This is a genomic window from Clostridium sp. AM58-1XD (assembly GCF_003464085.1).
Classification (GTDB): Bacteria; Bacillota; Clostridia; order Lachnospirales; family Lachnospiraceae; genus Lachnoclostridium_A.
In genome coordinates, this window is record NZ_QSDR01000022.1 from 18906 (window position 1) to 39685 (window position 20780).

15 protein-coding genes and 6 pseudogenes are annotated in these 20780 nt (G+C 44.7%); 8 read left to right on the forward strand and 13 right to left on the reverse strand.

All coding sequences use genetic code 11. The annotated features are described in order from the left end of the window. Position 1: 1 nt before the first annotated feature. The gene (locus DXA13_RS13800; protein ID WP_118245178.1) at positions 2 to 457 is read right to left on the reverse strand and encodes a tripartite tricarboxylate transporter TctB family protein; all 456 of its coding nucleotides are present in this window, start codon (positions 455 to 457) and stop codon (positions 2 to 4) included. Between the two features lie 210 nt (positions 458 to 667). Then, positions 668 to 1780 (reverse strand): tripartite tricarboxylate transporter substrate binding protein, encoded by a 1113-nt coding sequence (locus tag DXA13_RS13805; RefSeq protein WP_118245181.1) that lies wholly within the window; start codon positions 1778 to 1780, stop codon positions 668 to 670. 322 nt (positions 1781 to 2102) lie between these two features. On the opposite strand from DXA13_RS13805, the gene DXA13_RS13810 reads away from it, so the two are divergent. Further along, positions 2103 to 2870: a TIM barrel protein gene (locus DXA13_RS13810; RefSeq protein ID WP_243009145.1), complete on the forward strand. Its 768-nt coding sequence runs from the start codon at positions 2103 to 2105 to the stop codon at positions 2868 to 2870. Then, positions 2845 to 3057, forward strand: a complete 213-nt coding sequence (locus DXA13_RS21920; protein ID WP_243009146.1) for a hypothetical protein — start codon at positions 2845 to 2847, stop codon at positions 3055 to 3057. Before DXA13_RS13810 ends, DXA13_RS21920 begins: the two co-directional genes overlap by 26 nt. Before the next feature lie 216 nt (positions 3058 to 3273). Here DXA13_RS21920 and tnpA read toward each other — a convergent pair. Both tnpA and DXA13_RS13820 read right to left on the reverse strand, forming a co-directional pair. Then, a pseudogene (tnpA, locus tag DXA13_RS13815) lies at positions 3274 to 3771 on the reverse strand (IS200/IS605 family transposase). Positions 3772 to 4065: 294 nt separating this feature from the next. Then, on the reverse strand, positions 4066 to 4479 hold the full coding sequence (locus DXA13_RS13820; RefSeq protein ID WP_118245183.1) for a hypothetical protein: 414 nt from the start codon (positions 4477 to 4479) through the stop codon (positions 4066 to 4068). Between the two features lie 168 nt (positions 4480 to 4647). Between DXA13_RS13820 and DXA13_RS13830 the strand changes: the two are divergent. From DXA13_RS13830 to DXA13_RS21060, 4 pseudogenes are all read left to right on the forward strand, one after another. Further along, positions 4648 to 4770 (forward strand): annotated as a pseudogene (locus DXA13_RS13830) (cysteine-rich VLP protein); the annotation flags it as partial. An 11-nt stretch (positions 4771 to 4781) separates the two neighbouring features. Next, positions 4782 to 5078 (forward strand): annotated as a pseudogene (locus tag DXA13_RS13835) (plasmid recombination protein); the annotation flags it as partial. Further along, positions 5062 to 5271, forward strand: a pseudogene (locus tag DXA13_RS21055) (hypothetical protein); the annotation flags it as partial. The pseudogenes DXA13_RS13835 and DXA13_RS21055, both read left to right, overlap by 17 nt. After that, positions 5260 to 5412 (forward strand): annotated as a pseudogene (locus DXA13_RS21060) (recombinase family protein); the annotation flags it as partial. The pseudogenes DXA13_RS21055 and DXA13_RS21060, both read left to right, overlap by 12 nt. Before the next feature lie 266 nt (positions 5413 to 5678). On the opposite strand, the gene DXA13_RS13850 reads toward DXA13_RS21060, so the two are convergent. Together DXA13_RS13850 and DXA13_RS13855 are read right to left on the reverse strand one after the other, a co-directional pair. Beyond that, on the reverse strand, positions 5679 to 6536 hold the full coding sequence (locus DXA13_RS13850; RefSeq protein WP_118245186.1) for a hypothetical protein: 858 nt from the start codon (positions 6534 to 6536) through the stop codon (positions 5679 to 5681). A gap of 32 nt (positions 6537 to 6568) precedes the next feature. After that, on the reverse strand, positions 6569 to 7510 hold the full coding sequence (locus DXA13_RS13855) for a magnesium transporter CorA family protein (RefSeq protein ID WP_118245189.1): 942 nt from the start codon (positions 7508 to 7510) through the stop codon (positions 6569 to 6571). A 600-nt stretch (positions 7511 to 8110) separates the two neighbouring features. Between DXA13_RS13855 and DXA13_RS13865 the strand changes: the two are divergent. Next, positions 8111 to 12347: pseudogene (locus DXA13_RS13865) on the forward strand (acyl-CoA dehydratase activase-related protein). 147 nt (positions 12348 to 12494) lie between these two features. On the opposite strand, the gene DXA13_RS22505 reads toward DXA13_RS13865, so the two are convergent. The 5 genes from DXA13_RS22505 to DXA13_RS13890 all read right to left on the reverse strand — a co-directional run bounded on the left by DXA13_RS22505 (position 12495) and on the right by DXA13_RS13890 (position 16313). After that, a complete protein-coding gene (locus DXA13_RS22505) occupies positions 12495 to 12977 on the reverse strand; it encodes a hypothetical protein (protein WP_278287061.1) in 483 nt (160 codons plus the stop codon). After that, positions 12860 to 13984, reverse strand: coding sequence for a hypothetical protein (locus tag DXA13_RS22510; RefSeq protein WP_118245194.1), 1125 nt, complete (start codon positions 13982 to 13984; stop codon positions 12860 to 12862). The genes DXA13_RS22505 and DXA13_RS22510 overlap by 118 nt, the downstream gene beginning before the upstream one ends. Then, positions 13981 to 14268 (reverse strand): YhdT family protein, encoded by a 288-nt coding sequence (locus DXA13_RS13880; RefSeq protein ID WP_118245197.1) that lies wholly within the window; start codon positions 14266 to 14268, stop codon positions 13981 to 13983. The genes DXA13_RS22510 and DXA13_RS13880 overlap by 4 nt, the downstream gene beginning before the upstream one ends. Before the next feature lie 20 nt (positions 14269 to 14288). Further along, positions 14289 to 15293 (reverse strand): dipeptidase, encoded by a 1005-nt coding sequence (locus DXA13_RS13885; RefSeq protein ID WP_181995681.1) that lies wholly within the window; start codon positions 15291 to 15293, stop codon positions 14289 to 14291. A gap of 147 nt (positions 15294 to 15440) precedes the next feature. Then, positions 15441 to 16313, reverse strand: coding sequence for a LysR substrate-binding domain-containing protein (locus DXA13_RS13890; RefSeq protein ID WP_118245200.1), 873 nt, complete (start codon positions 16311 to 16313; stop codon positions 15441 to 15443). 123 nt (positions 16314 to 16436) lie between these two features. On the opposite strand from DXA13_RS13890, the gene DXA13_RS13895 reads away from it, so the two are divergent. After that, positions 16437 to 17354: an EamA family transporter gene (locus DXA13_RS13895; RefSeq protein ID WP_118245202.1), complete on the forward strand. Its 918-nt coding sequence runs from the start codon at positions 16437 to 16439 to the stop codon at positions 17352 to 17354. Between the two features lie 210 nt (positions 17355 to 17564). On the opposite strand, the gene glyA is transcribed toward DXA13_RS13895, so the two are convergent. Further along, complete coding sequence (gene glyA, locus DXA13_RS13900) at positions 17565 to 18812, reverse strand: serine hydroxymethyltransferase (RefSeq protein ID WP_118245204.1); 1248 nt, start codon at positions 18810 to 18812, stop codon at positions 17565 to 17567. A gap of 198 nt (positions 18813 to 19010) precedes the next feature. Beyond that, the gene (gene recJ / locus DXA13_RS13905) at positions 19011 to 20720 is read right to left on the reverse strand and encodes a single-stranded-DNA-specific exonuclease RecJ (protein ID WP_118245206.1); all 1710 of its coding nucleotides are present in this window, start codon (positions 20718 to 20720) and stop codon (positions 19011 to 19013) included. Positions 20721 to 20780 lie beyond the last annotated feature (60 nt).

Consider the following 20780-nt stretch of genomic DNA (forward strand, 5'->3'; position numbering starts at 1 on the left):
CCTAAAATATGATTCCGGCCGGAAGTTTCACCTTCAGCAGGATTGTGAATACAAAGTAAAGAACTGCAGTAACGCCGATCGGAACGGCGACTGCCGCTATCCTGTTCTTCACCTTAAAGTACATGAGCATTGCAAATAAATAAACAGGTGTCATAATAATGAATCCGGCAATCTTCAGACTCCAGACATAGATGATGCAGGCCAGTACCGCGATCCATACCCTGAGGTTTTCTTTCTTAAACAGCAGCACTTCCTCCTGTCCCTGAGGAACTTCTGCTTTTCTGGAGCCAACCAGTTCCAGAACAGACAGAAAAATTACGAGTACAGCCAGAACTCTTGGGAAAAATCCCGGTCCCAGCGCGCCGTTTGATCCCGGCGGAAATGTTCCGGCTTCTATAAAAGCATAAACGCTGACTGCGATAAAGATAAGAGCGATTGCATTTGCAATCTTTTTCATAGTCAATACCTCCTAAGATAAAACAGAGGGGGTGCTGCAAAAGAGAAGAACCATACTGCCTCGAACCAGATTTTACGACTCGGCGGCTGCCTCAGAATGAAATCCGGAATCGATGGCATGTCTGACTTTACTTTTGCAACACCCTCTCTATCCTGCATTAAAAATTACTGCAATTATTCAAAACCTCCGTCCTGAACAGTTACATACTATTTACTTTGTGGCAATTCCCAGCGCTCTTGACTGTTCGGAATATACACCGTCCTCACGGTCCATAAGCGCTTTGAAATCAGCTGCATTCATATAATTATGGGTGTAGTTCTGTGTTTCCATAAACTCGCATACACTCTCATCTTCCAATGCGTATCTGGTAGCTGCGTCCAGCTTCTTAATGATATCCTCCGGTGTTCCTTTCGGTGCCAGGAATCCGCGGAAAACAGTCATCATAGAGTTAGGATAACCGCATTCCCCTGCAGTCGGCACATCAGGAAGCTCCGGAAGTCTCTCTGGAGAGAATGTAGCCAGAACCTTGATAAGGCCGGAATCTACGTATGTCTGTACTTCCTGTGGACTTACCGGAACGGCTTCCACATTGCCGCCTGCCAGTGCTACTGCTGCCGGTCCGCCGCCGTCAAATGGAACATGCACGACTTCAATGCCTGCCTCATCTGCAAAAGAAGCTGCTAAAATATGCCATACACCGCCGATACCGGAATTCCCGATACGGACCTTTCCAGGATTTTCCTTACAGTAGTCTACAAATTCTTCCAGCGTGTTATATGGTGCGTCTGCCGCTACAGAAAGCGCCCCATAGCAGGAATTGAAATTGCATACAGAATCAAAGCTCTCATATGTAAAGTTTACTTCAGATACGTATGGAAGGCCAAGCAGTTCCGATACGCCTGCAGTGATGCAGCTTCCGTCATTCGGATCCTGGGCACCGGCCGCAAATCCAATGGCGCAGCCACCGCCTGATTTATTCACTACGGATACAGGAACTCCCAGATATTCTTCCATAGCAGGAGCCATCGCCCTTAACAGAAGATCCGTACCGCCGCCTGCGCTCGGCGGACATGTAATCGTAACAGAAGACGCCGGATAATCATTAATTGGGGTTAAATCCTGGCTGTCTCCGCTTTCCTTTGCCTCTTTTGCCTGTTCTGCGCCGTTTTCTGCCTTTGTTTCATCCTTTTTCTCTGCAGAAGTCTCAGCTGTCTTTGTCGTTTCTTCCTTTGCTGATCCGCTTCCGCATCCTGCTGCCGTTACAGCAATTACTGCTGCCGCCATAACGACTGCTGCTGCCTTTTCAAATCCTCTTTTCCTCATGTAACATCCTCCTCTTACTTTATTCTACCTATCAGAGTTGTACCTTAACACCTATCATTTATAGGTTGTCGTACAACCGTTAACCGATGTGTGTATTATACTTGCCTGGTATATTTTTGTCAATTTTGATATTGCATAAAAAAACGGTTTGTTTTTTATATATAATGCACAAAACTTTTTCCTTTTCCCACGGTCAATTGACTTTTTTATACACATGTGATACGCTGACACAAATACTCTTTCTTTACGTAAATCCACTCTTTTTTATTTAGAAAAGCCTCTGCTTTAACCGAAATAATAAAAAAGAGAGGAACGTTTTATTATGCAGTTAAAAGATTTTGTCAGCTTTGGGATCAGCCCTTCCATGCTCTTTCCCGGCTCATTTGACGATGAACTCACTCATTATAAGGCGGTTGAATTGTGCTGCCATCTTCCGGAATTCGAACGTTTTGAGACTTTCCTTCCTCATTCCGAACGCCTGCGGCGTGCTGAAATTAATGATATGGCCAGACATCACAAAAAACTGAACTATAATATTCCCGGTTATTTTCAGCTGGATAATGAATTCAATCCGTGCAGCGACACCGCGTCCATTCGAGCTAACGCGCTCGCTTCCATGAAGGAGCAGATCGATTTTGCCGCAGAAGCCGGTTCCTCTATTGTGGAAATGACTGGTTCTGTTGACAAAGGCCCGGAACGCCGTGAGGAACTCCTAGACCGTTTTTTTGAATATTTTATGGAAGTTTCCCTCTATGCTGAAAAATATGGAATTCTCACTGCTATCGAACCGATTGAACGCAGTCGCTTTAAACGTCTTTTTCTTGGCCCCACATCGGAATGCGCGGAATTTATTAAAAAAGCCAGGGAAGCCGGCGCCGGCAATGCAAGACTGATGCTGGACTTTGCCCATCTTCCCCTTATGGAAGAACAGGCAGATGAGGCTGTAAGAATCAGCTCCGAGACTGGACTGGCTGTTGTCCATATGGCAATGCTGTTCTGGAACCTTCCAGCCAGTTTTACGGCCATACCCATCCCCCATAGGCGTGCCGAACGGCATGTTCGATATGGCGGAACTCATTTATCATTTTAAGCTTCTGATGGACTGCGGCTATATTTCTCCCGTCCCACAGCGAGACGGGCGTGCTGTCATATCTCTTGAAGTAAGGCCTTATCCGGGAGCTTCTCCGCTGACTTCCGCACGGCTGATGTATGAAAAGGCTTCCTATGCCTTTGAAAAGGCCGCCGAACAGTCACTGCGCTTTCATCTGAATTCCTGATAAAACGTCAACCGGCCTGATCATACGGTCAAACCGCAGCACTGAAAGAATCCCGCTCGCGGGATTCTCCGCCTGCGGCGGATCACTTCAGCGACATTATTCCTTACCGCCGCAGGGCGACCCTGCCCGGAGAACTTTTCTAAGTAGTTAAGACCACCGGCTTAGCCCCTAAGGGGGCTTGCTGGTTTGCTTTGACTCCCTACTGGCTCTTAAGTCTTACTTCTTGTTTTTCTTCACTGGCTCACCCGTAAACAGGTCAATGTACTCTACTAACGACATCTGGTCATATTCCAAGCCTTCCTTTATCTGATTTTGTATATATGCCTTTATGGCCGCTACATTCTTTCCTGCTGTGTCCACGTAATATCCATAGCACCAAAAATGACGGTTTCCGTACTTATACTTTAGATTCGCATGCTATTCGAATATCATGAGTGAACTTTTTCCTTTCAGATATCCCACCACCTCGGACACTGCATATTTGGGCGGAATGCTTACCAGCATATGGATATGATCTGGCATGCATTGTGCCTCGATTATCTCAATCCCTTTTCTTCGGCATAAGGTTCCTAGTATTTGGCCTACATCGGCCTTGATATCTTTATATATTGCCTGCCTCCGATATTTTGGTGCAAAAACCAGATGATACTTGAAATCCCATTTAGGTCAGTTTACAAGAGACTACGCGCAGACCGCGAAACGGGCTGCTGACAACAAACGGCGCTATGCTCCCGGCAGGGTGGCATAGCGCCGTTTTGTTGTGGGGAAACCAAAGGGGCAAAATCCTTTTGGCACACGACTTTGCGCAGCAAAGTGTAGTGTGTTATACGCTCTGTCGGCGTTGCCGCTTCAAATGCCGTTTCCGCCAGCGAAGGCAACGGCGGCGCTGTAAGCGCCGTTCATCTTGTCCGTTGACTGGCTCGGCTGGCTTTGCTATCTCCCCGATTATGCGATTGCGGCTTATACCAATAAGACGTACTACAAATTTGCCCGACAAACGGGAAGTAGTTATTTGTTTTCTGTAAAAGAAACGGTATCAATTTGAAGATAGGTCTTCTGATGGCGTGAAATAGAAAGAACAAGTATGTACTTGTCAGTAGTGCCGTCATCGTTTGTACATTGAAATATCATTTCACCTTTGCCATCGTTCAAAGCAATTATGTGAAACTCTGCAATGTTTTCAGTAATGTTATGATAATCACTTGCAAAAGTCTCAGGTTCTGATACGATTGACCAATCTTTGCTTTCATTGGAGTTGTTCAAATCCAAAATTAAAGTGCCTCCATTCTCAACCGTAGCCGAGAAAATCTCTCCATCTACAACAAAAGAGGTTGGCTTGTAAGGCTTGTTCACCACAAACAACACCGCAACAAGAGCAATTACCAATACAGAAATAGCAATAATTAAGCTTTTCTTTTTCATATTCATTGCCTCCTAAACTTCCGATTTGTAAAGTACGCCTTATACGCCTAAGGCGTACTTGTCATTTTCTCTTACCTCTCTGCGGCAAATAGCTTTTCGCCAGTTCGGATTTCTGGACAATCCGGGGCAGCCATTGTTTTTCTTCCTCTATCAGCTTACGGTTTTTGGGAGAACGGCAACTGCCTGTTGCTGGACGATGGGTAGGAATGTGTCTGCCCCCAGACTATCTCCTATTCCGTCTGCTGCAAGTGGTTTCGCTGGGCGGTGCTGCCCCAGGACAAGGCGCTGGACGGATCGGCCAGTTGAACGCCTGGAAGAAGAAAGAGGAAGCCCTCGTCCTGCTGAAAAAGTGGTTTCCGCAGATGGAGGACTTTTCCGGGCAACTGAAAAAGTACAAGGTGACGATTGCCGACCTGCTGGAAGAAAACAAGAAGCTAGAAACAAGGGCAAAGGCCAACGAAAGAAGCAAGATGAAAGACACGATGGAACGGGCGAAGCTGGAAAGCGAATTACATAATATCCAGCGGCTTGTGGAGCGTATTCCCCCGGACGTACTGGCGGAATTGAAATGGCAACCGCATGATAGAAAGGATAGGTAATTTTATAAGTGGTATCAGATATAAAAAAGAAACAGAGGTCGTGACTTTTCAGGGAAAGGAAATCATGCTGGAAAATCTCACCCCGATTTTCACGCCGGAACAGGAAGCGGCGAAACGCCGGGAATTGGAGCAGCAGCTTTATGATGTGTTCCGCAAGTACGCTAACAAGCGGCGGATCGAGAAAGCCATCAGCCCGAAACAGTTTATCCAGATTTCCGGCTATCTCGACACTTGGGACAGCGTATCCTTTGACGACAAGCGGCGGGTGGTGGATTTGATGATTACCACCATAGTCGCCACAAGCGACAGCTTAAACATTACATGGAAAATCTGACGGGCGGCACATCTCCCGTCAGACCGTTACCTTGTGTAGTCCCTTGTAAACTGTACTTTTGTATGATCTAAACTATTATTGTCCATTTTAGGACTTCCTGTGCTTTTTTATTTGTGGTTTGCAGACCTACATCTATTTTAGCACAGGAGTTACTTTTATCTAAAGATATTCCCTCCGCCTGCAGAGCAGGTGATTTTTTTACTGCGACACAACAAAAAAAGTTCCACGCAGGAGCAGTTTTCCTGCGCGGAACTTTTTTTATTTCCTTATGACGACTGATCGCTGCCGCCATGAGCGGAATCAGCCGAGTCTTTCGTCACATGTTTATGCGTATATAAATGATCAAGACAGTATTCATAATCGCCCTCGCATTTGGAGCAGTATCTAAATTCCAGATCGTCCCCATCCAGTTCCGTTCTTCCGCAGACAGCGCAGCGGTGATGGGTCTTCCCCTGAGGCATCATCTTGATCTGCGTTTTAAACTCACGCTTTCTCTTAATCTCTTTTGGATTCACCTTGCTGTAATTCCTCGTCATCAGCCAGAATATGATGAAGTTGAGAAGGGAGAGCACGATTGCGATTCTCGTCGCAGCCGTTCCCAAAAGGAGACCCTGAAGTGCCAGGACACCGTAAATCAGCGCAATCCATTTCGCTTTGATCGGTATAATAAAGTACAGCATAAACTGCAGATCAGGAAATGTTGCTGCAAATGCAAAAAGCAGAGAAAGATTTAAATACTCCGTGTTAAGATACCACAGCTGGTGGAAGAATACGAATCCGATGACCGCCGCCAGCACATGGCCCAAAACTCCCATAAAAAAGTACACATTAAACCGGAATGCTCCCCAGACTCTCTCCAGAGTCATTCCCAGAGAATAGTACAGATAAATCATAATCAGGTTTGACACCGGATTATTAAAGGGCGGCCAGATCATAAACGTCACAATCCTCCAGATCTGCCCCCTCAGAATCGCGCTGGCGTCCAGCGCAAGATACTGAATATAAAAGGACGGATTCAGCATCTGCAGTACCATTCCGACTACGTACATACCCACAATATAATTCATCAGGTTCGGAATGGCATATCTGCCGAATTTTCGTTCCATTTTGCTAAAAAAGCTCATTTTATCATCCTTTTTTCATGTTTTAACAGGCTCTAGAATAAATCTTTTTTTGAGAATATAAAGGCCACCAGAAGCGAAATCACCGCCGCAAATACAAGAACAATGGCAAATCCCCACGGACTTTGGGAAAACGGCATGCCCGCCGGATTGACATTCATTCCGTAAAAGCTGGCCACCATAGTCGGTATGGACATGACGATGGTGATCGTCGCCAGAAATTTCATAACAATATTCAGGTTGTTGGAAATAACGGAAGCAAATGCATCCATCATTCCACTCAGGATGCCGCTGTAAATATTAGCCATCTCAATTGCCTGCTTATTTTCGATGATAACATCTTCCAGCAGATCGGTGTCTTCCGGATACTTCTTTATTTTCTCATTTTTTAACAGTTTCTCCAGCACCACTTCGTTTGCACGGAGGGATGTGGTAAAATACACAAGGCTCTTCTCCAGTTCCAGCAGCTCAATCAGCTCCCTGTTCTTTGTGGACTGATGCAGCTTCTTTTCTATTACGGCACTCTTCTTGTCAATAATCCTCAGATATTGCAGATACTGAGAGGCATTCTTATAAAGCATTTGAAGAATAAACCGGGTTCTCATATTGGTATGGAAACCTCTGACGCGTCCATCCATAAATGCAGTAAGGACAGCCGTATCTTCCAGGCAGACCGTAATCAGTGCGCCCTCTGTCGTTATGATACCCATAGGAATCGTTTCATACCAGTCTTTTCCGTTCCGCTCCTCAATCAACGGTATATCCACAACGATCAACGTATATTCATCTTCTGTTTCAATACGGGAACGCTCTTCCTCATCCAGCGGTGCCCGAAGATCGTCAGGATCAATGTGGAAATGTTCCGCAATCTCAAGTATCTCCGTCGCAGTTGGATCTGTCAGGGCAATCCAGCAGCCGCTCTCAATCTCATCTGTCTGATGGATAATTCCATCTTCTGTCCTAAAAATCCGAATCATATCTTATCTTCCTTTCTTACGCATATATTCACCTGCGTACACAGAAAACCTGCAGCGCAGGTATCCGCTTTCGCACTTCCTCTGTAGTTTCCGCGTGATAACACGAGCCACCATCCATACCTGTCACTGTCCTTTCCTGCAGATTCTCTGCTTCCTGCCGGAAGCCTGCCCAGTCAGAGCCGGCTCTATGCCGGACGCTCTGCTGCCTGCTCATAACCGGCCGCCCGCCGTTAGGCTGCCGTTAAAATATGAATTCGTTTTGTTAAAAAAACATCACCATTATAAGCCGCATTGCGACAACTATCATTATAGTTTCAACAGGTTCGTTTGTCAACGTATTCCTGGCCCTTTTTCCCATATTTTACACCGCTTTTCCGGCCGTCCGACGCCATCTTTTACACCCGTCCTGTTACCGCATAATTCCCATAAAATCTACATTTTTTCACGTTTTTTTAACATACCTAACCAATTGTATTCTTCTATTTTTTATGTTAAACTGAATCCCGTATCATAGTTCTTTAAAGACTTAATTTACATAGAGAATTAAAACCCGGCATATCTTTCTTAATACAAAGGAGGAAGGGATTTTCCCGCATTAGAATGACCAATTTATTTAATTCATTAGGTATCGACATCGGTTCTACAACCGTAAAAATCGCCATTTTAAATTCAGAAAAGAAATTACTGTTCGCAGACTATGAGCGCCATTTCGCCAATATTCAGGGCACGCTGGCTCTCCTTCTGAAACGGGCGTATGAAAAGCTTGGTCCTATCGGGTTCTGTCCTGTCATCACAGGTTCCGGCGGCCTTACTCTTTCAAAGCATCTCCATGTTCCGTTTGTTCAGGAGGTAGTCGCGGTAGCCTCAGCTCTGCAGACAGAAGCGCCCCAGACCGACGTTGCAATCGAACTCGGAGGCGAAGATGCGAAAATAATCTATTTCACAGGCGGTATCGACCAGCGTATGAACGGCATATGTGCCGGAGGAACCGGTTCCTTTATCGATCAGATGGCAAGTCTTCTGCAGACAGACGCAGCCGGACTCAACGAATATGCCAGAAATTACCAGGCAATCTATCCGATTGCAGCACGCTGCGGCGTATTTGCAAAATCAGATATTCAGCCATTGATTAACGAAGGCGCAACGAGGGAAGACCTGGCTGCCTCTATTTCCAGGCAGTCGTCAACCAGACGATCAGCGGCCTTGCATGCGGCAAGCCGATTCGGGGCAACGTGGCGTTCCTGGGCGGTCCGCTTCATTTTCTATCTGAACTGCGTCAGGCTTTCATCCGTACGCTCCACCTGATTGGAGACCAGATCATCGCTCCTGAACATTCTCACCTGTTTGCTGCCATCGGTTCAGCGATGAACAGCGAAGGCGAAGGCTCTTTAACCATTGAAGAGATGATCGACCGGCTGGAGAATGGAATTCAGATGGAATTTGAAGTAAAGCGTATGGATCCGCTCTTCACGGACGAAGAGGATTTTCGCCGTTTTATTTCACGTCATGAAAACCACTGTGTCAAGAAGGCTGATTTATCCACGTACGAAGGAAACTGTTACCTGGCATTGACGCCGGTTCCACCACTACAAAGGTAGCTCTTGTCGGCGAAGACGGCTCACTTTTATACAGTTTTTACAGCAACAACAACGGCAGCCCTCTGGCTACGGCCATCCGCGCCATGAAGGAAATCAGCGAACAGCTTCCTGAAAATGCAAAAATCGTCTATTCCTGCTCCACCGGTTATGGAGAAGCCCTTTTAAAGGCAGCATTCATGATGGATGAAGGAGAAGTCGAGACGATTTCCCACTACTATGCCGCCGCCTTCTTTGAACCGGATGTAGACTGCATCCTGGATATCGGCGGACAGGACATGAAATGTATCCGCATCAAGAACGGCACTGTTGACAGCGTGCAGTTAAACGAAGCATGTTCTTCCGGCTGCGGCTCCTTCATTGAAACCTTTGCTAAATCTTTGAATTACAGTGTGGAGGATTTTGCTAAAGAAGCCCTCTTTGCAAAAAATCCCACTGACCTCGGAACCCGCTGCACCGTTTTTATGAATTCCAACGTAAAACAGGCGCAGAAGGAAGGCGCTTCCGTTGCCGACATTTCGGCAGGTCTTGCATATTCCGTTATTAAAAATGCTTTATTTAAGGTCATTAAAATAACAAATGCTTCCGACCTGGGTCAGCACGTCGTCGTTCAGGGCGGTACGTTCTACAATAACGCCGTACTCCGCAGCTTTGAGAAAATAGCGGAATGTGAAGCGGTGCGTCCTGACATCGCCGGAATTATGGGAGCGTTCGGCGCTGCGCTGATAGCCAGAGAACGCTATTCTGCAGTGAAACCGTCTTCCATGCTTCCTATGGAGAAAATACTCGGTTTGAAATATACAACATCCATGTCCCGCTGTAAGGGCTGTACGAACCACTGCGTTCTGACCATCAACCAGTTCAGCGGCGGACGCCATTTTATCAGCGGAAACCGCTGTGAGCGCGGCCTGGGTAAGGAAAAGCTGACAAAGGATGTTCCGAATTTATTCGCCTATAAATACCACCGCATGTTCGGCTATGATCCCCTTTCACCGGATCTGGCGGCCCGCGGCACCATCGGTATCCCGCGCGTGCTCAACATGTATGAAAATTACCCGTTCTGGGCTGTATTCTTTAAAGAACTGGGCTTCCGTCTCGTACTTTCGCCCCAGTCCACGAAGCAGCTTTACGAGCTGGGTATAGAATCCATCCCCAGCGAGTCCGAATGCTATCCTGCAAAGCTCGTCCACGGCCATATCTCATGGCTGATCTCCCAGGGAGTAAAGACGATCTTCTATCCGTGCGTGCCTTATGAAAGGAATGAAACCCCGGAAGCAGGAAATCACTACAACTGCCCGATGGTAACCTCCTATGCGGAGAACATCAAAAACAATATGGAAGAGCTGAAGGAAAAGGATATCCGCTTCCTGAACCCCTTCATGGCATTTACAAATGAAGAGATTCTTACCAGGCAGTTATGCATTGAAATCCCTAAGGAATTCGATATCCCATCGGATGAAGTCAGAACGGCTGCCCACAAAGCGTGGGAAGAGCTTACGGCTTCCCGGATGGATATGCAGAAAAAAGGCGAAGAGGTCCTTCAGTATCTGGAAGAAAACAACCGGCAGGGAATCGTCCTCGCAGGCCGTCCTTACCATATCGATCCTGAGATCAATCACGGCATACCGGAATTAATTACTTCCTATGGATTTGCAGTCCTTACGGAAGATGCCGTTTCGCATCTGGGTACTCCGGAACGTCCGCTCATCGTAACGGACCAGTGGATGTATCACAGCCGCCTTTACCGGGCTGCCGATGTTGTGAAACATAACAGCCGCCTGAATATGATTCAGCTGAATTCCTTCGGCTGCGGCCTGGATGCCGTCACTACGGATCAGGTAAATGATATCCTTACAGCCTCCGGAAAAATCTATACGGTTTTAAAGATCGATGAAGTGAATAACCTGGGTGCTGCCAGAATCCGTATCCGCTCTCTGATTTCTTCCCTGCGTGTGCGCGATAAAAAGCACTTTACTCACAAGGTTGTTTCCAGCGCATACAACCGTACGGAATTTACAAAAGATATGCGCAAAGGGTATACGCTTCTGTGTCCTGATATGTCACCGATCCATTTTGAACTTCTGGAACCGGCGATCCGCACCTTTGGCTATAATATCAGGGTACTTCAGAATTCCAACCGTTCCGCAATCGATACCGGGCTTAAATATGTAAATAACGACGCCTGCTATCCGTCCCTAATCGTGATCGGACAGATGATGGAAGCTCTGCTTTCAGGAGAATATGACCTGGATCACACCGCCGTTCTCATGAGCCAGACAGGCGGCGGCTGCCGCGCTTCCAATTACATAGGCTTCATACGCCGTGCGCTGGAAAAAGCCGGCATGCCTCAGGTTCCCGTTATTTCAGTCAATGCCAACGGCATGGAAACGAATTCCGGATTTTCCATTACGCCGCTCCTGCTGACGAAAGCCATGCAGGCCGTCGTATACGGAGATATCTTTATGAGAGTTCTCTATGCGACAAGACCGTATGAATCCGTTCCTGGTTCTGCCAACGCCCTTCATGAAAAATGGAAAGAGCGGTGTAAACGGTCGCTCTCCAAAAAGGCGCCGGCAATGATGGAATTTTCAAAAAATATACGCGGTATTATCCGTGATTTTGACAACCTGCCGAGAAAGAACATTCAGAAGCCTAAGGTGGGCGTCGTTGGTGAGATTCTTGTCAAATTCTCACCACTGGCCAATAACCACATTGTAGAGCTCCTGGAATCAGAAGGTGCCGAAGCCGTTGTGCCGGATCTTCTGGACTTTCTTTTATACAGCTTCTACAACAGCAATTTCAAGGCTGAGAATCTGGGCGGGAAGCGCTCGACAGCAAGGCTCTGCAACATCGCGATTTCCCTGCTGGAATACTTCCGCAGAACGTCCCGCAATGAGCTGAAAGCAAGCAGACATTTTACCGCACCGGCCAACATCGACCAGCTGGCCGACATGGCGAAAAATTTCGTTTCCCTTGGCAATCAGACAGGTGAAGGATGGTTCCTGACAGGTGAAATGCTGGAGCTGATCCACAGCGGCGTACATAATATTGTCTGCACCCAGCCGTTTGGCTGCCTGCCTAACCACATCGTAGGTAAGGGCGTGATTAAAGAACTCCGACGCCACTATCCGACAGCCAACATTATCGCAGTTGACTACGATCCCGGCGCAAGCGAGGTCAATCAGCTGAACAGAATCAAGCTTATGCTTTCAACCGCACATAAAAATGTAAAAGAGGCGTAAGTAAAAAAATCCCCCATGGTTCCGAGGCAGTGGCCAAGTCACCATGGGGGATTTTTTTCTCTTTGGACGAGGAACGGGAAGCGGATTACCATCAGGGATATTTTTCCTTTTATGGATGGCGATGTCTGCTTCAGCAGATATATCCGTTTAGTCTTCTATTGGTTTTGCACCCCAGAATATTCTAAGTGTCCTTTCATCTGATGGTTTCGTAGACATACTAATTACAATACAGGCAATTAAAGAGGCAGCTAGTCCTACCATAATCGGGTCCATTCCCATTGCCAATGGGGTATAAAACTTTTTTCCTATCATGTAAATAATAATACCTGATATCATCCCGCCAATTGCGCCCCACTGGTTCATACGTGTCCAATATAGTCCTAACAACATGGGCCAGAAAAATCCTGCTGCAAGTCCTCCTGTCGCGAACATTATTATCCATTCCAATTGACTTGGCGGGTTTAATGCCATTACAAATACTATAATTCCACATATTAGTGTAACTAATATCGTTATACTTTTTTGAGTATTCGGAGCAGCAGAAGGGCGTAATTTCTTATAAAGATTTTTGACGATTGTACACTGATTGCCAGTAGCATAGCTGCAATGGTTGACTGTGCCGCCGCACAGGCGCCTGAAATTGTTAAGCCCGCCAGAACCGGATGCAAAACAGTTGCCGCCATCAAAGGAGTGGTATGGTCCGCAACGTCTAATGCTCCAAAAATTCCGACGGATGCCAAACCGGAAAAGTTCATGGAAATAGACCAGATTGGGGTACATACGCAGGCAACAAATATAGCTCTGTGCAGTGTTTTTGTATCCTTATATGTTAAACACCCTAAAGCCCCATGCGGCATTGCCAGATAAATAATTCCAAACATTACCCACAGAGACAGCATCCACCACATGCTGTCAGTTGTTGGATTTACAAACGTCGGATCAAAAGCCTCAAGGCTCCGGAATATAGATTCCATTCCTCCCGCATAATGTACGGCTCCGATTCCCAGGGCAAGTGCTCCAATCGTCATAACTGTTCCCTGTAAAATTGAAGCAAGGCCGGCTCCACGTATCCCCCCTAACGTCGAATATGCTATAACTACCACAGCAAACAGAATTATTGCCACCTTATAATCCAAACCGGTGATAACTTCCAGCATTCTGGCGCCGCCTATAAATTGAGATGAGCAATAGCAAAGAAGGAATATCACAATCGCAAATGAACCAATACTCAAAATAATCTTATTGTTATTATATCTTGCCATGAAAACATCCATATAAGTATCTGCATTGATTCTTCTGGCAATTATACCTAACTTTTTCCCTACAGTTCCAATTGTGTTAACACCTATAAACACGAAGCTAAAAAAATTCATTAATGAATAACTTATACCACGGGCATTATCCATTCCAGGACCACCAATAAATGTTCCTCCGCTGCAGATTCCGGCAGCAGTGATAAATGCCAACATTAAGACGCCAGTCTTACGGCCTCCGGTAAAAAATTCATCCACATAATTTTTACTTGATATTTTCGACATACTCTTTCCTGAAAGAAAAGCAATGGCAATCAGAAAAATCGTATAGACAACAAATGTAATCGTGACTATCATTTTTATTTTTCCTGAAATAATATTCATTCCCTCTCCTCCTCGTCAACATATGCATCAATACTCATGTTCTTAAAATATTTAAAGCACAAAAATGCCAGCAACACAAAAAATACAGCAACTGTAACAAGCAGCGCAAAAAACCAGCTTGGAAAACCCATTATAAAACGATACTCGGACAACGGCTTCCCTCCAAAACCATACGCAATTATAAACATTGTAACTGTGTATGCTATTTGAAAAAGGAATGCAATAATCATTTCTTTTTTACAGATTTTAAAACGATTGTCAACCTCAAACGGTAATTTATCCATACAGCCCCTCCTTGTGATTATCACCAGACTTCATTTAAGACTCTAATATAGTTTTCACCAAGAATTTTCTTAATGTCACTGTCAGCGTAACCCCTTGCCTTTAATGCAGGTACGATATTGGGCATCATATCAGGGATTTCAATTTCTTTCGGAAAATGATACGGCGGCGGCGGATATGTCTTGGGCGACCATTGTCCGGTTTCTATCCTGTATGTATATTCTTTCATGGCTACATCGTCAGGAATTACTCCCGCCATCGATTCGCAATAATCCAGCCCTATACAAATATGATCGATACCTATTAATTTTGTATAATAATCAATATGGTCGATCAGTTGATTTATGTCGGGCTGACGGCTGTCTGACACAAATGTCGGAAAACCGTTTATACCAATTACGCCTCCCATTTTAGCAATTTTGATAACCTGTTCATCCTTTAGATTTCTTGGTGAATGATGAACATTATAAGGATTTCCGTGACTGAAAATACACGGTTTATCCGACACTTCCATAGCTTCCATCGTTGTTCTATACCCAGTGTGAGCAAGGTCTACAACAATTCCCAAACGGTTCATTTCCTTAATTACCTTCTCGCCAAAAATACTAAGGCCTCCATTCGAAGGTTCTTCGCATCCATCTCCTACTGCATTTTTTTTGTTATAGCATAAAAGTATCTGACGCAGCCCGAGACGGTAATAGATCTCTAAAAGGCTTATATCGGACTGAATATGATTGGTCCCCTGAAATGAAAAAATTATTCCCAGCTTTTTTTCTTTTTTTGCCTTATAGATGTCATCCACTTTAAGCACCTGCAGCAAGCGTTCATCCTTGTTGATCCGGTCATACCATTCAGCTATTCCTTTGATTGTTTCTGGTAAATAACCTGTCACAGGAAAAATAGTGGCGCCGATTGCAGTTAAGCGGCCATTGATGAAATGTCTATATTTATCTCCAACCGTTGCAAGCGGCGCACAGGTATCGATAATTATTGATTCATCATATAACCGATCCTCTGTTACTTCCATAGTATCCCCCTCCTTTTCTGACATTCTCGTTAACAATTTCATTATAACAATGGGCATGTTTATAATAAAGCGACAGTTTTTCACTTACATCATGAAAAAAAATCAAGTCTGAAACCTCTACATTTTGTATTAGTTCCAGACTTTCTACTATATCTCAACTATCATTTTTTTTACGTAATCAATAAACTTTCGAGCAGCAGGCGAAGCTTTTTCCAGGGATGGTAGAGCTATACTCATTGTTATATATCTTGGCGGATCTAATGGCTTTTTTACAACATTAGAAACCATTCCTTTTGTAATTAGTTCATTCATGATACTGATTCCTAACCCACATTCTATCATTGAAATAGTCGAATAATTATCCATCGTCGAAAAACTTATATCCGGTGTCACACGCGCTTCCCGAAGTAATTGAGCCGTATCATAGTCCTGCCCCAATGCAGGCATTATAAAAGGCTCTCCTTCACATGCGCTTATTGGATATGACTTCTTATTTGCATACGGATGATCAGGCGGAAGCACGGCAAGCATTGGATCATCTTTCAATGGTATCCAATCTCTTTTGATCTGAGGCTGATAACTATAAACACAAAAATCCACGCGATTTTCATCTAACCAAGTCTCCAACTCCTGCCGCACACCTTCCATTGTCCGTATCTTGATATGAGGATAATCGGCCTGAAATGCTTTTATAATTCTTGGAAGCCAGTGAATGGATATGCTTGCATATGTACCGATTGTCACAGTGCCTGTCTCTAAACCACAGATTTCTGAAACAACCTGTTCAAGTTGATTATCCCATTTTATCAATTCACGCAAAATAGGCAATATTTTAACACAATTATCCGTAGGCTTAACCCCTGAATGGCCGCGTACAAGCAGCTGAAATCCAACTTCTCGGTCCAGACTATTCATCATGTGGCTTATTGCCGATGGTGTATACCCCAGTTCGTCTGCTACTTTTGAAAAGCTGCCATAATCAACTGCCTTAAGCAGAACTTCACATTTTTTTAAATCCATTTGAGCTCCTCCTTATGTGAAAAATTGTCACGTTCTATATTAACAAATGTCGTTTTACTAAAAACATTCTCTACTATATACTTATATTAACAGGCTACTAACACAATAAATAGGGAGTATTGTATGAACTCAAAATATTATTCTAAAGATTTAAATCATATTAAATCAACAATTATGATTATTGCAGCTTCTATCTTGTGGGGTATAATTGGACTATTTACAAGGCCTTTATATTCTGAAGGCTTCACCGCAATACAGCTTACAGCAGCGCGATGTGTTATTTCCGCCCTCTTCTTGCTGTTTTTCACCCTGTTTTTTGACAAACACAAGCTTGATATCAGATTAAGGGACACAGGTTATTTTATCGGTACTGGTATATTTAGCATTATCTTTTTTAATATTTGCTATTTTATTACCATTCAATTATCAACATTATCAGTCGCATCTATTTTATTGTATACTGCTCCATATTTTACTGTAATTATTTCGTATTTTTTATTTCATGAGCCGTTAACTCGATATAAAATATTATCTATCCTATTATCTTTTACTGGGTGTGTATTAATTGCAGGCTTAGATCATATGCATAGCAGTACCGTCCAGATGCTTGCTGTAATTACAGGTATAGGATCAGGAATCGGTTATTCTTTATTCACTATCCTAAGTCATATGATCCTAAAAAAGTATTCCCCTATAACGGTCAATGTTTACACTTTTATTTTTGCTTCCATATGTATTTTACCTGCTGCAAACATAAATTCATGCATAAACTTAATAAAAGGAAATCATCAGATACTATATAACCTACTCTCTCTAGGTATTATATCCACTGCAATTCCATTTTTATTATATACAAAAGGACTGCAATATATGGAAACTGGAAAAGCCTCTATTCTTGCATTTATCGAACCTTTGGTAGCTTCGCTAATCGGTTCTGCAATATTTAAAGAAACCTTTACATTTAAAAACTTGGCAGGAATATTTTTAATCGTAATCTCTGTCCTATTATTAAATATCAAATTTAAAGATAAATATGAATGATTTCCTACCGTTAGTGTAATTGTCAAATAAAATATGGGGACTTGAATAAATCAAGTCCCCATATAACTGGTTTAGAAATAATCTGTCGATAATAGCTGCTTTTTTTCAGACGCATAACTATTCTTTTATAGCCCTCATACCAGATTCAGTGGTAACCTGGCTGCCATCTTAAAACAATGTCTGACACCAAAGGCATATCTGTCCTACTATTTATTCGTAAATCGGGTATTTCTCGCAGATCTTTGTTACCTCTGCACGGATATAATCTGCTTTCGCTTCAAAATCAGTGGCAGCAAGCCAGATCAGCTCTGCAATTTTCTCCATATCCTCTTCTTTCAGACCTCTTGATGTAACGGCCGGCGTACCGATACGCACGCCTGACGTTACGAACGGACTTCTCGGATCGTTTGGAACCGTATTCTTATTAAGAGTAATATAAACTTCATCACAGCGGTTCTGCAGTTCTTTTCCGGAAATATCCATACCTCTCAGATCAACAAGCATCAGATGGTTGTCCGTACCGCCTGTGAGAATCTTGAATCCCTGCTTCTCAAGAGCTGCCGCCAGCGCTGCCGCATTCTTCTTCACCTGGCTCTGGTATTCTTTAAATTCCGGCTTTAATGCCTCTCCGAAGCAGACGGCCTTGGCTGCAATAACGTGCTCCAGCGGACCACCCTGGCTGCCTGGGAAAATGGCCTTATTAAAGTTGAACTTCTCTGCCGCCTCTTTATTCGCAAGAATCATTCCGCCTCTTGGTCCTCTTAAGGTCTTGTGAGTCGTCGTAGTAACCACATCTGCATATGGAATTGGGCTCGGATGAAGGCCGGCTGCTACCAGACCGGCGATATGCGCCATATCCACCATCAGATATGCACCTGCCTTATCAGCAATCTCACGGAATCTCTTAAAATCAATCACACGAGCGTAAGCACTTGCTCCTGCAATAATCAGCTTTGGCTTTTTCTCCAGAGCGATCTTTTCCACTTCGTCATAATCGATAAAGCCTTCGTCATTTACACCATAGGACACGATATTGAAATAAAGTCCGGAGAAGTTTACTGGGCTTCCATGTGTCAGATGGCCGCCGTGGTCTAGGTTCATACCCATAACCGTATCGCCTGGTTTCAGCATGGCAATAAATACAGCCATGTTCGCCTGGGCTCCGGCATGAGGCTGTACATTTGCATAATCACAGCCGAACAGCTTTTTAGCTCTCTCAATGGCAATCGTCTCTGCCACGTCTACGTGCTCGCAGCCGCCGTAATATCTCTTACCCGGATATCCTTCCGCATACTTGTTGGTAAGAACAGTTCCCATAGCCATCATAACCGGCTCAGAAACGATATTTTCTGACGCAATCAGTTCCAGATTTCTTTTCTGTCGTGCATATTCTGCCTTGATTGCCGCTCCGACTTCACTGTCATAATCTGCAATCATATCCATAACTTCTTTCACCATGATACCATGTCCCTCCTGAATGTGATTTTCGTTCCGCGCTTTTCCGGCGCGTCACTTTTTTTACTTCGCTCGTTCCTCGCTCCATAAAACGTATGGGAACCGCCTTGACCTCGCGGTCAAGCCGTAGCAAATAGTTCCGCGCTTTTCCGGCGCGTCACTATTTTTAATATACCCTATTTCTTTTCACACTTCAACACTTTACCTTAATTGATAATTTTTTATCACGACCTGCAGTGTTCTGCTGCCGTTATATTCGTTAATTCCAGGGTAGTATACGGCATCCATGGTCCGGTGACCGGCCAGTTCCTTGACAAAAGCTTCCCCGTCTCCAAACCACAGCCCGTCCATTGGAAAACCGTTTTCCGTAACAAGAGATAGTCTCACCACGTTCCTGTTCTTTCCCATGACGCGGCTGTTTCTGACAGAGAGATTTTTCTGTGCAAACTGGGGCTTTTCATTCCCCTGTCCAAACGGCTCCAGCTTCTCCAGCTCCAAAATAAGTTCTTCTGAAATATAATCCAGAGGCATGGGTACATCAATCCATATTTTATTCACAAAATCTTCCTCTGTAAGCCTCGCATTCTCGTTCAGCCTCCGGCGGAATTCGTCAATATTTGTTTCGTTCAGGGAAAAACCGGCCGCCATCGGATGACCGCCGAATTTCGTAAGCAGATCTCTGACTTCCACCAGCCCATTGAACATGTGATACGCTTCGATTGACCTGCCTGACCCTTTTGCGCCCTGCTCCGCTTTCGTCAGTACAAGGGAAGGCTTCTGATAATGCTCCCTGAGCCTCCCAGCGATGATTCCAGCCAGTGATTCGTGGCAATCCGGCAAATATACCACCAGCACCTTATCGTCCCTGTAAAAGCGTTCTACGAGCTCTTCCGCCTCCTTTGTTCCCTTCTGAGTCATCTCCTTGCGCATATCATTCAGCTCTTTCAGCTCTTCCGCCAGCCTGTCCGCCTCAGCCTCATCGTCCGTAAGGAGCAGAGACAGGGCGACCTTCGCCGTCTGGAGCCTTCCGCCGGCATTCAGACAAGGTCCAATGACAAAACCTATATGGTATGCAGACAGACTTTCAATATCCAGATTATTCTTTTCCACCAGTTTTTTCAGGCCCTTATTCGATGTCGTCGCAATCTTTTTCAGCCCGTATTTTACAATAATCCTGTTTTCATCCTGGAGGCGCATGACATCTCCCACAGTGGCGACAGCAGCAAATTCAATCATTTCCTCCCATTCCTGACGCGGAATACCGCAGGATTCATACAGCACTTTCACAAATTTCCACGCCACAACTGCACCGCAGATTTCAGGATTCGGATACCGGCATTCCGCCTGCTTTGGATCTATTACTGCATCCGCCGGAGGAACGATCTCCTCTCCGTCTACACAAAGTACTTCGTGATGGTCCGTAATTACAACGGTCATCCCCAGCTCCTTTGCCAGAGCTATCTCTTTGACCGCCGCAATGCCGTTGTCACATGTGATAATCGTATCAATACCGTCGGCTGCCGCCGCCTCAATTATCATTTCGTTAATTCCATAGCCGTCTTTAATTCTGTCCGGTATCTCATAATCCACAAGAGCGCCTGCACGTTTCAGAGCCTTGTATAATATATATGTAGAGCAGACGCCGTCGATATCATAATCTCCAATTATGCGGATCTTCTTACTGCCCTGCACTTTATCCAGTATAAGTCCCACTGCCTTGTCCATGTCCTTTAAAAGGCGCGGTTCACAGAGATCTTCCGGCGTCCCATAGAGGTATTTGCGGATGGCCTCTTCTCCCGTCACATCTCTGTTTCTCATAATTCTGGCCGTAACAGGACTGATTGAAAACTTCCTTGCAATCTCATTAAAATCAGCCTTCTTTGTCTGAACCATCCATTTTTCCACTACCATTTTCTTCTGTCATTCCTTCCTGTCCCGATTTTTCTACAAAACCTTGTGTCCAGACCATAT

Coding starts and splice junctions, on each gene's coding strand:
- DXA13_RS13820 (WP_118245183.1), bottom strand. CDS start 4,479: ATGAAAAAGAAAAGCTTAATTATTGCTATTTCTGTATTGGTAATTGCT.
- DXA13_RS13850 (WP_118245186.1), bottom strand. CDS start 6,536: ATGAGCTTTTTTAGCAAAATGGAACGAAAATTCGGCAGATATGCCATT.
- recJ (WP_118245206.1), bottom strand. CDS start 20,720: ATGGTAGTGGAAAAATGGATGGTTCAGACAAAGAAGGCTGATTTTAAT.
- DXA13_RS22510 (WP_118245194.1), bottom strand. CDS start 13,984: ATGAATATTATTTCAGGAAAAATAAAAATGATAGTCACGATTACATTT.
- DXA13_RS13805 (WP_118245181.1), bottom strand. CDS start 1,780: ATGAGGAAAAGAGGATTTGAAAAGGCAGCAGCAGTCGTTATGGCGGCA.
- DXA13_RS13885 (WP_181995681.1), bottom strand. CDS start 15,293: ATGGAAGTAACAGAGGATCGGTTATATGATGAATCAATAATTATCGAT.
- DXA13_RS13800 (WP_118245178.1), bottom strand. CDS start 457: ATGAAAAAGATTGCAAATGCAATCGCTCTTATCTTTATCGCAGTCAGC.
- DXA13_RS13880 (WP_118245197.1), bottom strand. CDS start 14,268: ATGGATAAATTACCGTTTGAGGTTGACAATCGTTTTAAAATCTGTAAA.
- DXA13_RS13890 (WP_118245200.1), bottom strand. CDS start 16,313: ATGGATTTAAAAAAATGTGAAGTTCTGCTTAAGGCAGTTGATTATGGC.
- DXA13_RS13895 (WP_118245202.1), top strand. CDS start 16,437: ATGAACTCAAAATATTATTCTAAAGATTTAAATCATATTAAATCAACA.
- DXA13_RS21920 (WP_243009146.1), top strand. CDS start 2,845: ATGGCGGAACTCATTTATCATTTTAAGCTTCTGATGGACTGCGGCTAT.
- DXA13_RS13855 (WP_118245189.1), bottom strand. CDS start 7,510: ATGATTCGGATTTTTAGGACAGAAGATGGAATTATCCATCAGACAGAT.
- DXA13_RS13810 (WP_243009145.1), top strand. CDS start 2,103: ATGCAGTTAAAAGATTTTGTCAGCTTTGGGATCAGCCCTTCCATGCTC.
- glyA (WP_118245204.1), bottom strand. CDS start 18,812: ATGGTGAAAGAAGTTATGGATATGATTGCAGATTATGACAGTGAAGTC.